Raw genomic sequence first — 16,998 nt, 5'->3', positions numbered from 1 at the left:
GGCCTATGCGGTAATCCCGTAGATTACGCAAAAAATGCAGATTATCATACATGAGGGAAAAGCTAACATATTAACCTGAGTTCGATTAATATTTATGCATTTTGATTAGTTTTAACCTCCTTTTTCTAAAGCTATCGTCATGCTGAATTTATTTTACAAGTAGAGACGGTGTTTTCAATTGCCTTGTAGCTACTTCGTGGTCAGCATCCTTCCTGCTATTAAGACCCTGAAATAAATTCAGGGTGACGACTTTGAATTAAAAATATCAGCAGAACATCTTTCAAACAGATATTAATAACCGAACTCAGGTTATTAGCATAGCATTGGGATGATTAATGCACATTCCATAAATTGGTCGTCATTGCGAGGAGGAACGACGAAGCAATCTTTCATGCTAACGATTCTTACTATAAAGATTGCTTCGGCGGCAGAAAAAGCCTCCTCGCAATGACGATAATTTAAGAAATTTATTGGAATTGCTACTTTTAACAAGCGTATTTATTCAGCCTAATTTTAAACAGGCTGACATTTCACTTTTAACCATTCGGATTCTTCTTCAGTTAACATGGGTTGAAGCTGCTCCAACACCATTTGATTGTATTGGTTTAACCAGTCGATCTGATCTGACGCTAAAAGTGTTTTGTTGATGATGGTGGTATCAATAAAACATAAAGTCAAGGTTTCGAAAGTGAGGAAATCGCCAAATTCACTATTTCCTTTAGGCACACATAAAACCAGGTTTTCAATACGCACGCCATGTTTGCCTGGACGATAAATTCCAGGTTCAATGGAAGTTACCATACCTGTTTTAAAGACTACATCAACATTAGCCGGACTAATATTCTGAGGGCCTTCGTGTACATTAAGAAAAAAGCCTATACCGTGCCCCGTTCCATGACCAAAATTTATGGTGTGTTCCCATAGTGGTTTTCTACAAATGGAATCGATCTGATAACCCTTGGTACCTTCCGGAAAAATCAGTTTGGAACCTTCAATTAATCCTTTTAACACCAAAGTATAATCATCGGCCTGAGTTGCTGAGCAATTACCGACAGGCATTACCCTGGTAACATCGGTTGTACCATACAAATACTGACCTCCTGAATCGACAAGAAACAACCCATTACCTAAAATTTCCTGATTGCTTTCTGCGGTTACGCTATAATGTGGCAATGCACCATTTGCATTATAACCCGCTATGGTATTAAAACTTAAGCCTGCGAAAGATGCTTGTTCTGCTCTAAAAGTGGCCAATTTCTCTGCTGCAGACCATTCTGTAATCTTTTCTTTGCCCAAGTGTTCTTCCATCCATTTAAAGAACCTAGTTAAAGCTATCCCATCTTGCTGCATGGCTTTGCGGATATGATTAATTTCAGTATTGTTCTTTAAACTTTTTAAATGGGTACTTGGATTAATACCAAAAATTATTGTTGAACTTTTTGGAATACATTCAAACAAGCCAAAACAGGTGCGTTTTGGATCGATAAACATATGTATATCTTTTGGCAGATTTTTTAGTATTGAAGCCACTTCATCATAAGAATGCAATGTTACACCCTGTGCATTTAAAGCACTAATATCATCATGCGAAAGCTTTTGTTGTTCGATAAAGAGTTTTACCTCATTAGGTGTTATTAATGCAAAACTTAAAGTTACCGGATTATAATCTACATCTTTTCCCCTTAGGTTAAACAGCCAGGCAATGTCATCAAGAGAAGAAATAAAATGATAATCAGCTTTGCTTATTTTCAATGCTGTTCTTACCTCATTTATCTTAGCCGAAATGCTAAGCCCCGCAGCTTCTTCATCTATTAAAAAAGCATTTTCTACAGGCAGCCCTACCCTATCCAGCCAGATGCTGCTAATAAAATCAACATCAGTTATTTCTATTTCACACTGCGCTAAACGATGCTGCATTTCATCGGCCAATGCCACTGTAATGAGTTTGTGGTTAAAACCAACCTTTGCTCCCTTCGGCAGTATTTCAGATAACCAACTGATATACTCTGGTGTATGCGGTACTTTCAGCTTTACCAATTCGTAACCGGTACCGATCAATTGTGCTTCAGCCTGTGTAAAATATCGCGAATCTGTCCACAAACCTGCAAAATCCCGGGTAATAACGAGCGTACCCGCTGAACCTGTAAATCCGCAGGCGAACGGAATGGCCTTGTAATGCTCAGGCAAATACTCGCTGATGTGAGGATCTGCGGCAGTAATCAGATAAGCATCTACCTGTTCAACAAGCATTAATTGGCGTAGGGCCTGCAATTTTTCTGCAAAGGTCATATGGAGGATTGTTTTATCGGGCCAAATTTAAATAATACATTGACATCTTAAAACAAATCAGGATTAATACAACTCCTGTTCAGATTATTTTATTCTTGAAACCAGGTGGGGTAAAAGAATTGCAGTATCGAAGCGGTTTCTTCTTTAGAATTTTTTTTTCCCCTGGATAAAAATGCAATTAAATGTTAAACATAACGGTCAATTGCCGGAGCTTTGATGATCTCGTATGAATCTGATTTTTGAAAACACCTTACTTTGAAAACCAGAGCCGATTCCCGCTCAGCTAATGCATGAACCCCCAACGTAAAGCGTTGCCTAAAACGTTTGGTACAAGCTTCTTTATGGCAAATTATTTCGTAATGCTGCAAATTTTCTACTATCACATCAAGCACATACTTTGGCCATTGTTTTTTAATTAGATCTGGTAACCAGCTAAACTGCTGCTTATTAATTAAATTGCCCATGCCTTCAATAACCATAAGTGGAATATCTTCCCCAACAATTTGAATCCAGGAACCTTCAACTTCGTCTATAATACCCAACACCTTACATCCAGATAATACCAACCATGGGTCTTGCATACCTGCACGCATCAACTGATAGGATATGTCTTCCAAGAATTCCTGTTTAAAAAGGTAATTAAGTTCGATCATATGTTATTCAGTTGTTTATCGGCATTATTCAGTTGTATCAGTTTATCGATGGTACCGGTAAAACGTTTCATTGAAATCGGTTTACCCAGATAACACTCAAAACTTGTATCTATTTTTCTAACCTCATTCTCAAGATGAGAAGATGCGTAGATTATGAACCTGGCTTTGGAACGGAGATGCTCAGATAATTCGGTGCCCTTCATTCCATCCATATCAATATCTAAAAAAAGAAAATCGATTTTATCGCCGGCACTAATTGTTTTTAATGCATCAATGGGATTATTGAAGGTGTTAGATAGTTTTAAAAAACGATTGTCTTCAATATAATCATGAAGTACATCAATGGCGTGCTGTTCATCATCAACAATTGCACAACTGTAATACATAGCGGTTTAGATAGGTTACATCAAACTTAACACATCTTAACCCTAATCTATATAGAAAGACAAAAAAAAGGGTAAAATTACGGTAATAACCAACATACTAATCAGACAGTATTTCTCACTTATGCCTTAATTTATGAAATAATTCAGCCATGTGTCAATTAAACACATGGCTAAACGCTTTAAAGTTTTACTTTAACAAAATATAAACGGTTTCTATCAACCGAATTAGTTAAAGGCAATATTTTTTGAGCAAAGCCACTTGCGCCATTATCCACCACACCAAAATCATCATCATTGGAAATTACAAGGATATTACCAGGCAATAAAGCTAAACCTTCTGCTTTATCGTGCGGATAAACGGAAGGTAGATCTTTCAACAGGTCTAAAACAATGGCCTTGCTTACCGGGGTAATTCCCGCTGTACTTAAACCTGCTGCATTATTCAGTTCTTCCACGGTTTTGCCGCCAAAAAGTTTTCCTTTTGCACCATTATCAGCATCAGAAATATCGGTAGCACCGCTCAGGTCTATTTTGAAAACTTTTTTAAATGTGGCCGGATTGCTTGCTGCCCCGCCATATAATCCATCACGCTCAATGGTTAGGAAAGTAGTGCTGTTAACGGCAACAATATCACTCACGCCTGTTAAAGTAGTATTATCCATCAGGTAAACGTATTGCCTGGTTGCTCCGCTTGCGATATCAAAAGTCAAAATTCTTAATACTACCGAATTAGCTACTGCAGCTTTAGACGGGTTATACATTGGCGATTGCATTATGCCAACCAAAGTTTTTCCATCTGGGGTAATGGCCAAACCTTCCATGCCACGGTTTGCTCTTCTATTGGCAAATACGGCCGGAATGGTACGCCCACCGGTTCCTGTGCCAAACGGGTTAATGCGTTCTAATGTTTTACCAGTTGCATCGAAGTGTACGATATGTGGACCATATTCATCGCTGACCCAAAATGATCCGTCAGCTGCCCTGACCAAGCCTTCTGAATCGATCCCATCGGCACTTGGCGCAATTACCTGTCCATTTAAGTCGTAAGCAGTTTCTCCAGAAGCTCCCATTCCAGCGGGATTTGGAAGTCCGTTTAACTTATTACCGGATGCATTTTTAAGTTCGATGGTTTGTTCGAGTACCAATTTCCCATCTTTCAGCCTGAATTTTCCAATCTGTGGATCAAAATCAGGTTTTCCAATAATAATAGCGTTTGCAAGCTGTCCGGTAACGTTTGCCCCCCTGTCGGTTAGCATATAAAAAACATCCGGCGAGTTAGGGTCGGCGGCAACTGCTGATCCAAAACCTCCGTTATATACTTTTACACCTCCTGCAGTGGTGAAAAGTACCGACGGATCGGAAACTTCGGCCACGGTGGGGTAAGTAAATTCTGCTGGTGTTTCGTTATGATTCTTTTTACACGATACCATACCGACAGATATGGCTACAATTAGGGTGAGTAGATCTCTTTTCATTTATTCTTTTTTGAACAAAGCAAGGATCTGAATATGAAAGCAATGTTAAGGGAATAACAAGAATAGTTTTAAGGCTTCATCTTGAATAATCATTTTTTTATTTATAAGCAGGGGGTAAAGGGCTTAAATGCAGCTGTCTTTCTAACACCAGTAGTCATCTCTACTGGAACGCAATGGAATGGAGAGATCTGTCTAGATAGATTTCCAGAATTCGTTCACGCCGCTCAAAATGATGGTTCTAACAAGCTATCCTCAATAATTCACATATTGCTCTTCAAAACTACCGTCATCATATAAATCAACTATTCCGTAGCCCGGTGCAGTTTCTCTTCTGTTACCTTCCCACCAAGCACCAGATACCGCGCCATTGCAAAGATAGGTCACATGGTTGTACACCACCTTATCGCGCATATGCAAATGACCACTTAAACACAGTTTTACATTGGGATAGTTGTAAAAAAGATTGATAATCTTTGCCGTGTCGGTATGCATATCACCACCCAACATGGTCCATTTATTTACAATATCATCTTCTATCATCAATAATGCAGTAAGGATCGGAATGTGAGACATCACCATTACCGGCATCGTTTTACTGGTGTTTTCCAGTTCGTTTTCTAGCCAGTTGAATTGCTCATCGCCCAATTTGCCAATGTACCAGGTATTATCTATATCCAAATGGGTACTATCCAGCACAATGATTTTCCAGCCATTCTGTATCAGGCTGTAATAAGGTTTAATCAGGCCCAATTTATCCATAGCGTATTTTTTTCCATAAAATACATCACCCTTACTGGCCTCATTCCACCAGACATCGTGGTTTCCCAAACAATAATTTACAGGGATGCTACATTCGTTTTTCATGGTTTCGTGTACCAGTTTCCATTGACCGTTAATGGTACCTATGTTTTCTTTGTTCATATCGAAAACAATATCGCCGCCATTTAAAATCAGATCTACTTTTGGCAATTGTGCCTGTAAGTGGTGCAGACATCTGGCAAATCGCGCTGGTGCATTAAACTGGTTTTTCAGGTGTATATCAGTCATGTGTGCTACCCTTAAAACAGGCTTTTTCTCCATAGGTAGCGAAACTTTTGATAATGTTGGCAGCAAAAAAAGGCCACCGATATTCTTGAGTGCAGATCTTCTTTCCATCAGTTTTTCTTTAATTTAATCTCTCATCGCACCTTTGCGGTAACATCAAGAAAAAGCGGCGCTGTAGTGGGTACAGACACCGCTATAGGGATATTCGCTTTATTTACTTATTTAACTTTTGACAAGTGAAAAGCTTTAATGATTTTATGAAAAATTTGATTATTGGGATATACACCGCTGAAATTTTGTGAACCTGGGCCATAGGCGAAAACCGGAACCATAATCCCTGTATGATCGTTGGTACTAAATTCGCCCCTTACCATTCCTTTTTCTGCAGCACCATCTAAAAGGGTTAATCCACCTGTTTCATGATCGGCAGTTACAATAACCAAAGTTTCCCCATCCTGATCAGCAAAGCGGAGTGCTTCGGCAATGGTCCGGTCGAAATCGTGCAATTCGGTAATGAGGTAAGGCAGATCATTGGTATGCCCGCCGTAATCGATCTGCGCGCCTTCAGCCATGATAAAGAAACCGGGTTTATTTTTCGATAAAATCTGCATGGTATGTGATAAGGATTTTTTAAGCATATCGCCCCGGCCCTTTATCATCGGCCTGGTAGCCGAATCATCCAGCAAAACCAGTTGTTTACCTTCATGCTGCTTTTCAAAATCAGTTAAGCTATTGGTTAACTGAAAACCTCTAGTTTTCAGATCAGCCAAGAGCCTGCTGTTTTTATTCTGCTCGAAAGCTTTGCGGTTAGAACCAACCAGAACTTCTGCCCTGCTGCTTAACAGATCATTAGCGATGGCTCCATTGTAAGCGCGATCGAGCTGATGGGCGTAAAATACGGCTGGTGTAGCATCTGTGAGATCGCCTGCGGTGATGATGCCACTTTTGATGCCAAAAATGGATAAAGTATCAACCAGATTGGTTTTTTTCTGGTCATCAGGCCCCATACCGATATAACGGTTATTGGTTTTATAACCAATGGCCATGGCACTTCCACCCGCAGCCGAATCGGTGTTTCCGGCATCCGCAGCAGCGGTTTCAGAAAAGCCGATATAATGGAACCTGGCCATGTTCAGATCGCCATGATTGGCAATCAAACCTGCGTGGATGGCAGCTAGCCCCATCCCATCGCCGATTAACAAAATGACTTTTCTGGGTGCTTTGTTTTGCCCGTCGGTTTTATAAGTTGGCGTATAAGGTGTATACGGCTTGGGATTGGTATAAGTCAATTTATCCTGATGAAGATAAAAATCTTTCAGTTTGGTGGGTTTATCCGTATTAATCCAGTCTGCACCAAGTCTTTCGAGCACAATCCAGGTATTCGGACTATCCTGTGAAGCCCAGAAGCGGAAAGGCTTGCCCTTTTGATGCGCCTGTGTGATCATGGTTCTCATCCTGGCTTCATCGGTTTTGGTTGGGTTGCCCTTTCCATTCCATACGGTATGATTTTTCAAATCATCACTGATCATGGCAACCCTTGTCAATTGCGCATCGGTATAAGTGGTTGCAGGCCTGCCATCAAAAAATAATTTCTCATCATAATTTTTAAAATCAGCTGGAGCAGGCATATCACCACTAACCACTACTTTAATTGCATTGGCATTTTTTTTTGCATCGAAAACCTCATCATAACCTTCGAGCTCTTTTAGCAGTATGGGGAGTACATGCTGGTAATCTTCTTTTACATCAACCACTAATTGCAGTTTTAAGGCTGCATCGGTGTAAGGATGATTTCCTTTTGCTGCAAAAAACCGGGCCAGTGGATCGAGATATATTTTTTTAAGTGTAAAACCCGGTTTAATTTCTGAAGCCTCATGTGCTACATATAATTCACCATCTTTTAAAAACACATCTGCCTCGATAGATCCCATTTCGGCATAATAGGCCGTTAGAAGCGGGATTTCCTGCTTATAATCATTGTGGCTATGTCCGTGGTTTGCATTTAGCTTTACCTGGGCAGATGCACCTTGCAGCCCCAGCACAAAGGCCAGTGCTGCAAAGTTGATCCCTATTTTTCTTACCATCCTGGGTTTTGTTTAATTACACCTGCGCTGTTATCAATTTCTCTTTGTGGCACCGCCCAAACATCGTGCACCTGCGGATTGAAACTTCTTGCCGGCCAGATTACGCTTCCATCAAAATCGTGTAGTGGTTTAGCATATGTAGCCTGCGCATCACCCCATCTTACCAAATCGCGGTGACGGTCTGCCCATTCGCCGGCAAGCTCATTCCTACGTTCGCGTTTAAGGTCATCTATAGTCATTCCCGATTTAGCACCTAAACCTGCTCTTAGCCTGATTTTATTCAGTTCGGTATCGCCTGCGCCTGCACCGTTCAGGTTAATGGCAGCTTCTGCTTTGATCAGCAATACCTCTGCATAACGCATTAAAGGTATATTTAAATCAGTTGTTCCATTATCACCATTAGGGTTAACATGTGCCGGAATCGGGTTGGCGTAAGAAAACGGCTCCATGTATTTTTTAAACTGGTAATTTGAAGTGGCACCACCATCTTTTGTAAAGCTGCGCTCGGCGCCAAAAAACATAAATTTATCGCCAGGTTTTAAAATGGTGGCTTCCCTGCGCTGATCGCCGGCTTCATAAGAATCGTAAAGTTCTTTGGTTGGCAGGTAATAGCCCCATCCGTTATAAATACCCCATGCTTTGTTGGTTAACATTACACCAGGGAGCTTGCTGCCCCAGCCGGTACCGCCACCGCTTGGTGTACAAACTACAGACCAGATATACTCTTTAGACCAGTTGTTCGCAGCTTTAAAAACATCGGCAAAACCTGTATTAATTAAATCATGCTGACCTGAAGTAATAACCATATCAGCGTATTTAGCAGCATTGGCATAATCTTTTTTAAATAAGTATACCTTAGATAGGTAAGCCCACGCGGCTGTTTTATGTGCTTTACCATAATCGGCAGGTTTCATTGCCGAAAAAAACGGAAGGTTATCGGCAGCTTTTAAAAGAAGTGAAATAATATAATCATAGTTTTCATTTACATTGTTAGCGCGGGGAATGGGCTGTGAGGCATCTGTTTCGGGCTTAACAATTGGTACACCTGCTTTGTCGTTTCCATAATTTGCAGCCAGCTGAAAGTAAACCAAACCTGCATTAAAATAAGCATCGCCAATAATCTGTTTCTTTAAACTTTCATCCATACTGATGTTAGGTACATTGGTAATGATATCGTTGGCCCGTTTGATGATGGCATAACGCATACTCCACTGTGTTTCGGTATAACCACCACCTATATAGGTACGGTTAAAGTTTTTAATGTTATCGGCCTCTGGCTTATTACGGCCGGTAACCATATCATCACTGGCATTGATAAACCAGAACATCCCGCGACCGTAAAAATCTTCAGCATTATAGAGTTCGTACATTCCGCCTTCGGCTTTCAACGCGTCTTCTTTAGTTTTCCAGAAATTCTGTGCAGACGGAGAACCTTCTGGTGCAATATCAAGCTGTTTTGTGCATGAAGAGAAAACAGCAAGAGCGGCAAATGCCATATATTTTAAATTCTTTTTCATTGTTGTTGTGATTATAAATTTACGCTTAACCCGAGGATAAAACTTCTGGCCTGAGGATAACGACCAACATCCACTCCGTTGTTGTCCATTCCGATTTCGGGATCAAAGCCTGAATATTTAGTAATGGTGAAAAGATTATTTGCCGTAGCATAAATTCTTACACCGCCTGTTTTTAATTTATTAGCGATTGATTTTGGCAAGCTGTAACCCAAGGTTACGTTGCGGATACGCAGGTAAGAGCCATCTTCTATATAAAAATCAGAGGCTGCAAAGTTTCCGTTGGCATCGCTTGTTGAAATAATCGGCACTTTGCCACCTGGATTCTCCGGCGACCAGGCATCTAAAATGCCTGCCAATTTATTATAAGAAGGGCCGGCCGCACTATAAGTAGTACGTTTTACGGCATTAAACAACTTGTTGCCCTGTACACCTTGTGCAAAAATATTGAAATCGAAGTTTTTATAACTTGCATTGAAACTTAATCCATAAGAGAAATCAGGATAGGCACTACCTGCAAAATAACGGTCTTTGCTATCAATGGATCCATCTCCGTTGATATCGACAAATCTAAAATCACCGGCTTTTGCATTTGGCTGTATCTTTTGTCCTTTGGCATTTTTATAGTTATCGGCCTCTGCCTGGCTCTGGAAAATACCATCTGTTTTTAAGACATAATAACTATACAATGGCTGTCCTACCCTATTGGTAAGCGGAGCAACCTCATTCCTGAAATTGGTAGATACAACCTGGTTTTCTATACCCGGAATAAGTTCTTCTATTTTGTTGTTTACTTTTGTTAAAGTAGCATTTACGGAGTAGGTGAAAGCTGCATTTTTATCGCTGTTGTAAGTTAGGCCTAACTCAATACCCTTATCTTTTACTATACCGGCATTGATGGTTTGGACGTTCAGCCCAGCGGTTCCCGGCAATGTTCTGTTTAAGATCATCTTATCGGTTTCTTTGATAAAATAATCAGCTACTAAACTCAAGCGGTTTAAAACTGTTAGATCAAGCCCGATGTTGGTTTGTTTAGATTCTGCCCAGGTTAGGTTTTTATTGGCCAGAACAGTCTGTATATAACCATTCTGTAAAGTTGGCGATTGTCCGAAATAACTCTGCGTAGGATTTAATAACGGATTTACGGCTGATGATGAAAGACTGCCCAGGTTTCCTAAGATACCATAGCTGCCTCTTAACTTAAGCTCATTTAACCAGCGCGTTTCTTTTAGGAAATCTTCCTTACTCACTACCCAGCCTGCAGAAACTGATCCATAATTTCTGAACCGGTTTTCTTTGGCCAACATGGACGAACCATCACGGCGACCAATCAACGATAAAAGATACTTTTCGCCATAGTTATAATTTGCCCTGAAAAACAGCGAAGAAAGTGCTTTTGCATCAAAATAACTGGAAGAAGGTTGTGGTATTGTTCCGTTGGCCAGGTACCTGTACTGTTTCGATTCATCGTCAAAACCTGAAGCCGATGCGTACAAGCCACTGCTTTTGGTTTTCTGAAAAGTATAACCACCGGTAAATTCTAACTGATGCTGTGCGAATGATGTTTTATAATTTAAAACCTGTTCTGCTAAAAAGTCTGTTGCTTTATCGCTTCTTTCTACCAAACTATTGCTGGCAACAGGTTTTCCTACCTCTAATCTTTTAGGTGTAAAGCTTTTAAAAGCAGCATCTGATTTGGTAACGCTTAAATTGGACCTAACAGTTAAACCTTTGGCCAGTTTAAGGTTAGCATAAGGATTGATCACTAAAACATTTACCGGGTTATTGATATCGATGCGCATTAAATCGGCCACCGGGTTTACAATATCTCCGTAATCTCCTGCATAAGGTCCCGGCAAACCTGCAAAACTGCCATCTGCATTATAAGGTGTGCCATTGGTTGGATAATAAATGGCAGAAAGTAAAGCACCTGTGTAATCGCTGCTGGTATTGGCACCGTTTCCGTTGGTACTGCTATATGAAAGGTTTTCGCCTACTTTTAACCAATTGGTTACGTCATGCTCGGTATTGATCCTGAAATTGTACCGTTTGGTTTTGGTATTTAAAACAATACCTTCTGCGTTACGGTAATTAAAACTCAGATAATAGTTAGATTTTTCGCTACCGCCGTTTATCGCTGCGTTGTAATCCTGCAACAATCCATTTCTAAAAACCTCATCCATCCAGTTGGTACGGGTAATCTGTCCGTCTGGATATTTTGCCGGATCGAAGGCTGGCAATAGCGTGGTACCCCCATTTTTTGCGGCCGTTGCTGCCACCTGCGCACGTTGTTGTGCATTTAAAGGCTCCAGTTTTTTCCAGGCACTTTGTTGGCCTACTTTGGCATCAAAACTGATCTGCATTTTGCCGTTTTTACCTTTTTTAGTGGTAATTAATACCACACCGCCCGAAGCCCTCGCGCCATAAATGGCAGCAGATGCATCTTTTAGTACCGATATCGATTCAATATCGTTGGGGTTTAGCTGTGGTGTACCCGAGAATATAGATCCATCAATTACATACAGCACATTTTCTCCATTAATACCGCCCGCACCTCGGATATTGATACGTGGTGCAGAAGTTGGATCGCCACCCTCATTGGTTACAATCACACCTGGTGATTTCCCGGCCAATACCTCGCCAACACTGTTTAATGAGCGTGAAGAAAGTTTATCCAGCCCAACAATACTGATTGCCCCGGTTAAGGTTTCTTTTTTCTGTGTACCATAGCCCACAACCACCACATCTGCAAGTGTGGAGCGTTCTTCTTTCAACACCATGTTAATTACCAGATCTCCGCCTACTTTTGCTTCCCTGGTCTGGTAACCGATCATCGAGAATGATAATACGGCATCAGCGCCAACTGCAATGCGATAAGCACCGTTTCCATCGGTCATGGTACCACTCTGAGTGCCCAATACTTTTACAGAAACGCCTGGAAGCGCTAAACCAGTAGTATCGCGTACTATACCGGTAACGATACGGTCTGGTTTGTTCATTACTGCGTTGTTTAAAATCACATATGCGCCTTTTTCCAAAACCTGTAATCCAAGCCGATCTAAAAGTGATCTTACAGGCTCGGTAGTAAAATCGCCGCTCACCAACATATTTTTTTGTTGCAGCTGATCCGGATTATATACAAAACTGAGTCCGGTACGGGATTCGATTTCTTTGATGATCTCGGTCATCTTACGGCCTTTACTTATGGTGAGGCTAACCGTAGTTTTCTCTAATTTTTGTGCCATACCTGCTGAAGCGAGAATAGAGCTGCAAAAAATGCAGAGGATTGTAAATGTTAAACATGAGTATTTCATGATCTTGTAAAGAGCTGGTGTCCGCTTAGCGGAAGTTGTTTTCATTGCTTAATTTGTTTGATTTTATTTTTGTAAAGCTTTATTTATACTGGCTTTTTTTTGCCAGGAAGAAAGATTGCGGTACACGGTCTGACCGATAGCCGTGCATAGTTCTAGATCATATCCTGTCTCATTTGTATATATTAAATGTTTTATGATTTTTTGATTCGCTGAACCTGAGGTGATGCAGACTGCAGATGATATCCAAAATTTCTTCAGGCAATTGTTTACTACTGAAAGAAGCAGTTGTTTTAAGTTTGCCCAAAGCATTATCTTTCAGCAAAATTTTGATGCTGTAAACATATTGAAGCTTGGCGATCACTTGGTCAAGACTTGCACCATCAAAAGCGAATTCGATAAAAGCAAGCGCTTTGATCTTACTAATGGCAGTACGACCGTTATTTTTATTATAAGTTAAAAACTCATCTTTAACCAGCGTACCCAGATTGCCTTTCCGATTACTAACAGCAACTTTACCCGTAACTACGGCAACCTCAAGCTGTTTATGGGCCTGATAAGATTTAACTTTGAAAGAAGTTCCCAAAACTTTGATATCTACCCCGGCATCTGTATGTACGGTGAATGGTCTTTTTTCCTGATGGGCGATATCAAAAAAGGCTTCTCCTTCTTTTAGTTCAATCTGGCGGCTGTTTGAAGCAAACACTTTAGAATAACAGAGTTTTGCTGAAGGGCCTAATAACACCACCGAGCCATCTGATAAAGTAATTCGCTTCTGTTGCTTACTTCCGTTAACTACGGTTAACTGATTTTCAGACGCCACTTTTGTATTGAGTTTCCAAAAGCTTATTCCAATTGTAAGGATTAGAAATACGGCGGCTGCGATCCTGATAAAGGATTGGAGTTTGAATACTTTGCCAGATTTCGACTGCTTGCGCATAGCAATCTGAAGTTGAGCAAACATTTGCGCGCCTATTGCTGCCTTTCGGTCAGCAGGTATAGCCACATCTTTTACGTGCAGTGTAGCATACCACTCTTCAACCTTTTTTTGCTCATTTGGACTTGCCTGCTGATCGAGATATTTCTGCAGCAGTTCCTTTGCCTGTTCTTCTGTCATTTAAATACATGTCAGTTGAAAAGCAGATGGGTACTAACCAAAAATGTTATCTATAGATTAACTTTATGTTAAGCCGATCAAAACAGCCATTAACAGGATATAGGAAAGGCTTTTTTTAAGCAGTTTCAACGCAGCAGAGATCTGATTTTTTACGGTCTGTACAGAAACATCGAGTTCGGCAGCGATTTCTTTCATGGATTTCTCCTGTTTTCTGCTCATGGTGAATACCATTTGCATTTTTTCGGGCAATAGCGCAATGGCGGCATCTACCTCCAGGTGAAGCTCTCTTAAAATGAGTTTATCATCAGCCGCAGCAGTATGCTGCTCATCCATCAGGGCTGTAAGCGCAGTTTGATGCTGTTCTTTTATACTGCCCGACCTGAAATAATTAATTACTTTATATTTTACGGCACCATATAAATAGGCACCGAGGGTTCCAGACAGGTTAATCGTTTTACAGTTCTCCCAAAGTGAAATAAAAATTTCCTGTGTAATATCCTGGGCAATTGCTTCATCACCGGTTTTTTTTAACGCGGCATCAAAAATATCTGCCCAGTATACCTGGTAAATTTGCTCCATGGCCTGGTGGCTGCCGCGCTGTAAAGATGAAAGTAAAGTTTCGCTCAAGGGATGCTGCTTTTTTTCGCAGCAAAGCTACAAGCTCAATATTCCCTAATTATTAACAAATCTTAAAGTGTTAGTGATGATGGAATATGTAAGATGTAAAATGGACGGGATTTTGCGCATGTTAGATATTTTCAATAAAACGGTCGTCATCTCGACTGAAACGCAGTGGAATGGAGATATCTGACTCAATAGACTTAGCTTCTCTGAGCCTTCGGGTTCCCGACTGCGTTACACCCGATTGCTATCGGGTCTGCTCGAAATGACAACCTATCTTCTATCTAAACAAACCTGCAAAAATTTTATTCGAGTACAATTTTGCCTGATGATCGTAAATATGAGAGGTACTCATTATCTCATTTACGCCATATTTTGCAACGAAAGCGGCTAAATTTTCTTTAATGGTTTTGGCACTACCAATAAAAGAATAGTATAACATCTGCTCTACTGCTTCTTTTTCCAACCGATCCCAATAAGCGTTAATATCATCAACCGGTGGTTTTAACAATTCTCTTTTGCCTGTAATTACACCTAAAAACATACGTTTTACCGAACCTGATAAACGTTCTGCTTCCTCATCGGTATCTGCAGCAACTACATTTACACAAGCCATTACGTAAGGCTCGCGCAAAAATTGAGATGGTTTAAAGTTATTTTTATAAATCGAAACAGCCTGTTCAAAATAGGTTGGTGCAAAATGACTGGCAAAAGCATAAGGGAGTCCTTTTTCTGCTGCCAAGCGTGCGCTGTCCGTACTTGAACCTAAAATCCAGATCGGAATATCCAGGCCCTCTCCCGGCATGGCCCTTACACTTGCCCGGTTATTACCGGCAGAGAAAAATTGTTGTAGTTTCTCAATATCTCTCGGGAAACTATGAACAGCATTAAAGTTTTCGCCACGAATAGCCATTGCTGTAACCTGATCGGTTCCAGGCGCCCTGCCCAAACCCAGATCGATCCGGTTGGGATAAAGCGAAGCCAATGTTCCGAACTGTTCTGCCACAATTAAGGGGGCATGATTGGGCAGCATAATGCCACCAGAGCCTACGCGTATGCTAGTGGTATTACCAGCAATATAGCCAATAAGTACTGCCGGTGCCGAACTGGCTACACCGGCCATGTTATGGTGTTCGGCAAACCAGTAACGTGTGTAACCTAAAGTTTCGGACTGTTTAGCCAAGTCAAGACTGGTTTTAAAGGTATCTGCAGCAGTAAAACCATCTAAAACGGTTGCAAGATCGAGAACGGAATAAGGTATATTTTTCAATAAGTGATCAGCCATAAATTAAAGGATAAATCTGTATTGCAAAAATATCGTTAATAAAACCAAGTCTGGCTTAAATGAACTACATATGACGTTTAGCCAACATATACGGCATAATGCAGGGCAAAAGGTTTTGTTCAATAATTAAAGCGTATAATCAGACATTACCGATTACAACGATGTAGGAATTTGTATATTCTGGTAACAAAACAGATGGGCATACGCTCTTAATTTGATTAAACTTATTATATTGATTAGCAAATCAATTATATGTCGCAAATACCCTTATTCTTGAATATTTATGGATTATAGCTATTGTCTGCATCAAGTGAACTTATTTGACACATATTTTACTTTAAATTAACGAATAAGGAAAAACTTAAAATTATTGCGTACAGATAGTACCTTTTTCGTTACAAAAAGGCGTAATTTCGTTACAAGAGAACCAGATATTTGAAGATGATTAAGTGCATAGCCATAGACGACCAATATAGTTCCTTAGCCGGGCTACAAAAATATATAGAAGATACACCAAATATGCGGCTAGTACAGCAATTTACTGATCCAATTACCGCCTTAAGAGAGCTGGCCAGCTCAGAAACGGTTGATGTAATTTTTATGGATGTAGAAATGCCCCAAATTTCCGGGCTCGAACTGGCCAAAGCCATCCGGTTTAGAACCAGAAAACTCATTTTTACTACCTCGCATGAACAGTATGCTTTTGATGCTTTTGAAGCCGCAGGAGATGCCTATTTGCTTAAACCATATAGCTATGCTAAATTTGCCACTACCATTACCCGGCTTTTTGGGCATGAAATGACGGGCGGTGCCAACGAAGATTATTTCCTGGTTAAAAATAAGGAAGAGGAACACCGTGCGGTAATGGTTAAATATGAGGATATTATTGCCTTTGAAAGTTTTCATAATTACATTAAATTACATACGGTAAATAAAGTAATTATTGCTTATTTGAGTTTGAAAGACGTTCGTGAACAGCTTAGTATTAAAAAAGGTTTTATACAATTACACCGTGGTTATATTGTGGCCATTGACAAAATTTTGCACATAGATGGCAACAGGATCACCATGAACAACCACATTAGCTTTACCGTTGGCGATATTTATCATCATGAATTTAAAAGTTTTATCTCCGAAAGGTTAATCATCAGTAGCCGCAAAAAGTAACGGCTACTGAGATTGTTTTTGCTAATAGAAGACACCTGAGCTAATGGTACTG

12 protein-coding genes are annotated in these 16,998 nt (G+C 40.4%); 1 reads left to right on the top strand and 11 read right to left on the bottom strand.

What is annotated here, in order from left to right:
• Positions 1-513: 513 nt before the first annotated feature.
• The 11 genes from ABEG20_RS05415 to ABEG20_RS05365 form a co-directional block, all read right to left on the bottom strand.
• Positions 514-2,289 (bottom strand): aminopeptidase P family protein, encoded by a 1,776-nt coding sequence (locus ABEG20_RS05415; RefSeq protein WP_406826369.1) that lies wholly within the window; start codon positions 2,287-2,289, stop codon positions 514-516.
• A gap of 185 nt (positions 2,290-2,474) precedes the next feature.
• Positions 2,475-2,906, bottom strand: a complete 432-nt coding sequence (locus ABEG20_RS05410; protein WP_406826368.1) for a hypothetical protein — start codon at positions 2,904-2,906, stop codon at positions 2,475-2,477.
• Positions 2,907-2,938: 32 nt separating this feature from the next.
• Positions 2,939-3,328 carry a LytR/AlgR family response regulator transcription factor gene (locus ABEG20_RS05405; RefSeq protein ID WP_406826367.1) on the bottom strand — a complete coding sequence of 130 codons (390 nt, stop codon included), beginning with the start codon at positions 3,326-3,328 and terminating at the stop codon, positions 2,939-2,941.
• A gap of 179 nt (positions 3,329-3,507) precedes the next feature.
• Positions 3,508-4,803, bottom strand: coding sequence for an esterase-like activity of phytase family protein (locus ABEG20_RS05400; RefSeq protein ID WP_406826366.1), 1,296 nt, complete (start codon positions 4,801-4,803; stop codon positions 3,508-3,510).
• Positions 4,804-5,055: 252 nt separating this feature from the next.
• Positions 5,056-5,958 carry a metallophosphoesterase family protein gene (locus tag ABEG20_RS05395; protein WP_406826365.1) on the bottom strand — a complete coding sequence of 301 codons (903 nt, stop codon included), beginning with the start codon at positions 5,956-5,958 and terminating at the stop codon, positions 5,056-5,058.
• Between the two features lie 107 nt (positions 5,959-6,065).
• Positions 6,066-7,931 (bottom strand): alkaline phosphatase, encoded by a 1,866-nt coding sequence (locus ABEG20_RS05390; protein ID WP_406826364.1) that lies wholly within the window; start codon positions 7,929-7,931, stop codon positions 6,066-6,068.
• Entirely contained in the window at positions 7,925-9,448 is a 1,524-nt protein-coding gene (locus ABEG20_RS05385; RefSeq protein WP_406826363.1) for a RagB/SusD family nutrient uptake outer membrane protein, read from the bottom strand. Before ABEG20_RS05385 ends, ABEG20_RS05390 begins: the two co-directional genes overlap by 7 nt.
• Before the next feature lie 11 nt (positions 9,449-9,459).
• Positions 9,460-12,690, bottom strand: coding sequence for a SusC/RagA family TonB-linked outer membrane protein (locus ABEG20_RS05380; RefSeq protein WP_406826362.1), 3,231 nt, complete (start codon positions 12,688-12,690; stop codon positions 9,460-9,462).
• Positions 12,691-12,928: 238 nt separating this feature from the next.
• Positions 12,929-13,873: a FecR family protein gene (locus ABEG20_RS05375; protein ID WP_406826361.1), complete on the bottom strand. Its 945-nt coding sequence runs from the start codon at positions 13,871-13,873 to the stop codon at positions 12,929-12,931.
• Positions 13,874-13,936: 63 nt separating this feature from the next.
• A complete protein-coding gene (locus ABEG20_RS05370) occupies positions 13,937-14,500 on the bottom strand; it encodes an RNA polymerase sigma-70 factor (protein ID WP_406826360.1) in 564 nt (187 codons plus the stop codon).
• Between the two features lie 274 nt (positions 14,501-14,774).
• Positions 14,775-15,779 carry an LLM class flavin-dependent oxidoreductase gene (locus tag ABEG20_RS05365; RefSeq protein ID WP_406826359.1) on the bottom strand — a complete coding sequence of 335 codons (1,005 nt, stop codon included), beginning with the start codon at positions 15,777-15,779 and terminating at the stop codon, positions 14,775-14,777.
• A 441-nt stretch (positions 15,780-16,220) separates the two neighbouring features.
• Here ABEG20_RS05365 and ABEG20_RS05360 point away from each other — a divergent pair, with 441 nt between their 5' ends.
• The gene (locus ABEG20_RS05360; protein ID WP_406826358.1) at positions 16,221-16,946 is read left to right on the top strand and encodes a LytR/AlgR family response regulator transcription factor; all 726 of its coding nucleotides are present in this window, start codon (positions 16,221-16,223) and stop codon (positions 16,944-16,946) included.
• The last annotated feature ends 52 nt before the right edge of the window (positions 16,947-16,998 follow it).

The organism is Pedobacter sp. KACC 23697 (genome assembly GCF_045348445.1).
In the GTDB taxonomy this organism is placed as follows: domain Bacteria; phylum Bacteroidota; class Bacteroidia; order Sphingobacteriales; family Sphingobacteriaceae; genus Pedobacter.
This window is presented reverse-complemented; position numbering and strand designations above follow the sequence as displayed.

Excerpts from the sequence above, each read along its gene's own strand:
- ABEG20_RS05415 (WP_406826369.1), bottom strand. The coding sequence starts at position 2,289 with ATGACCTTTGCAGAAAAATTGCAGGCCCTACGCCAATTAATGCTTGTT.
- ABEG20_RS05405 (WP_406826367.1), bottom strand. The coding sequence starts at position 3,328 with ATGTATTACAGTTGTGCAATTGTTGATGATGAACAGCACGCCATTGAT.
- ABEG20_RS05375 (WP_406826361.1), bottom strand. The coding sequence starts at position 13,873 with ATGACAGAAGAACAGGCAAAGGAACTGCTGCAGAAATATCTCGATCAG.
- ABEG20_RS05395 (WP_406826365.1), bottom strand. The coding sequence starts at position 5,958 with ATGGAAAGAAGATCTGCACTCAAGAATATCGGTGGCCTTTTTTTGCTG.
- ABEG20_RS05385 (WP_406826363.1), bottom strand. The coding sequence starts at position 9,448 with ATGAAAAAGAATTTAAAATATATGGCATTTGCCGCTCTTGCTGTTTTC.
- ABEG20_RS05380 (WP_406826362.1), bottom strand. The coding sequence starts at position 12,690 with ATGGCACAAAAATTAGAGAAAACTACGGTTAGCCTCACCATAAGTAAA.
- ABEG20_RS05390 (WP_406826364.1), bottom strand. The coding sequence starts at position 7,931 with ATGGTAAGAAAAATAGGGATCAACTTTGCAGCACTGGCCTTTGTGCTG.
- ABEG20_RS05360 (WP_406826358.1), top strand. The coding sequence starts at position 16,221 with ATGATTAAGTGCATAGCCATAGACGACCAATATAGTTCCTTAGCCGGG.
- ABEG20_RS05400 (WP_406826366.1), bottom strand. The coding sequence starts at position 4,803 with ATGAAAAGAGATCTACTCACCCTAATTGTAGCCATATCTGTCGGTATG.
- ABEG20_RS05365 (WP_406826359.1), bottom strand. The coding sequence starts at position 15,779 with ATGGCTGATCACTTATTGAAAAATATACCTTATTCCGTTCTCGATCTT.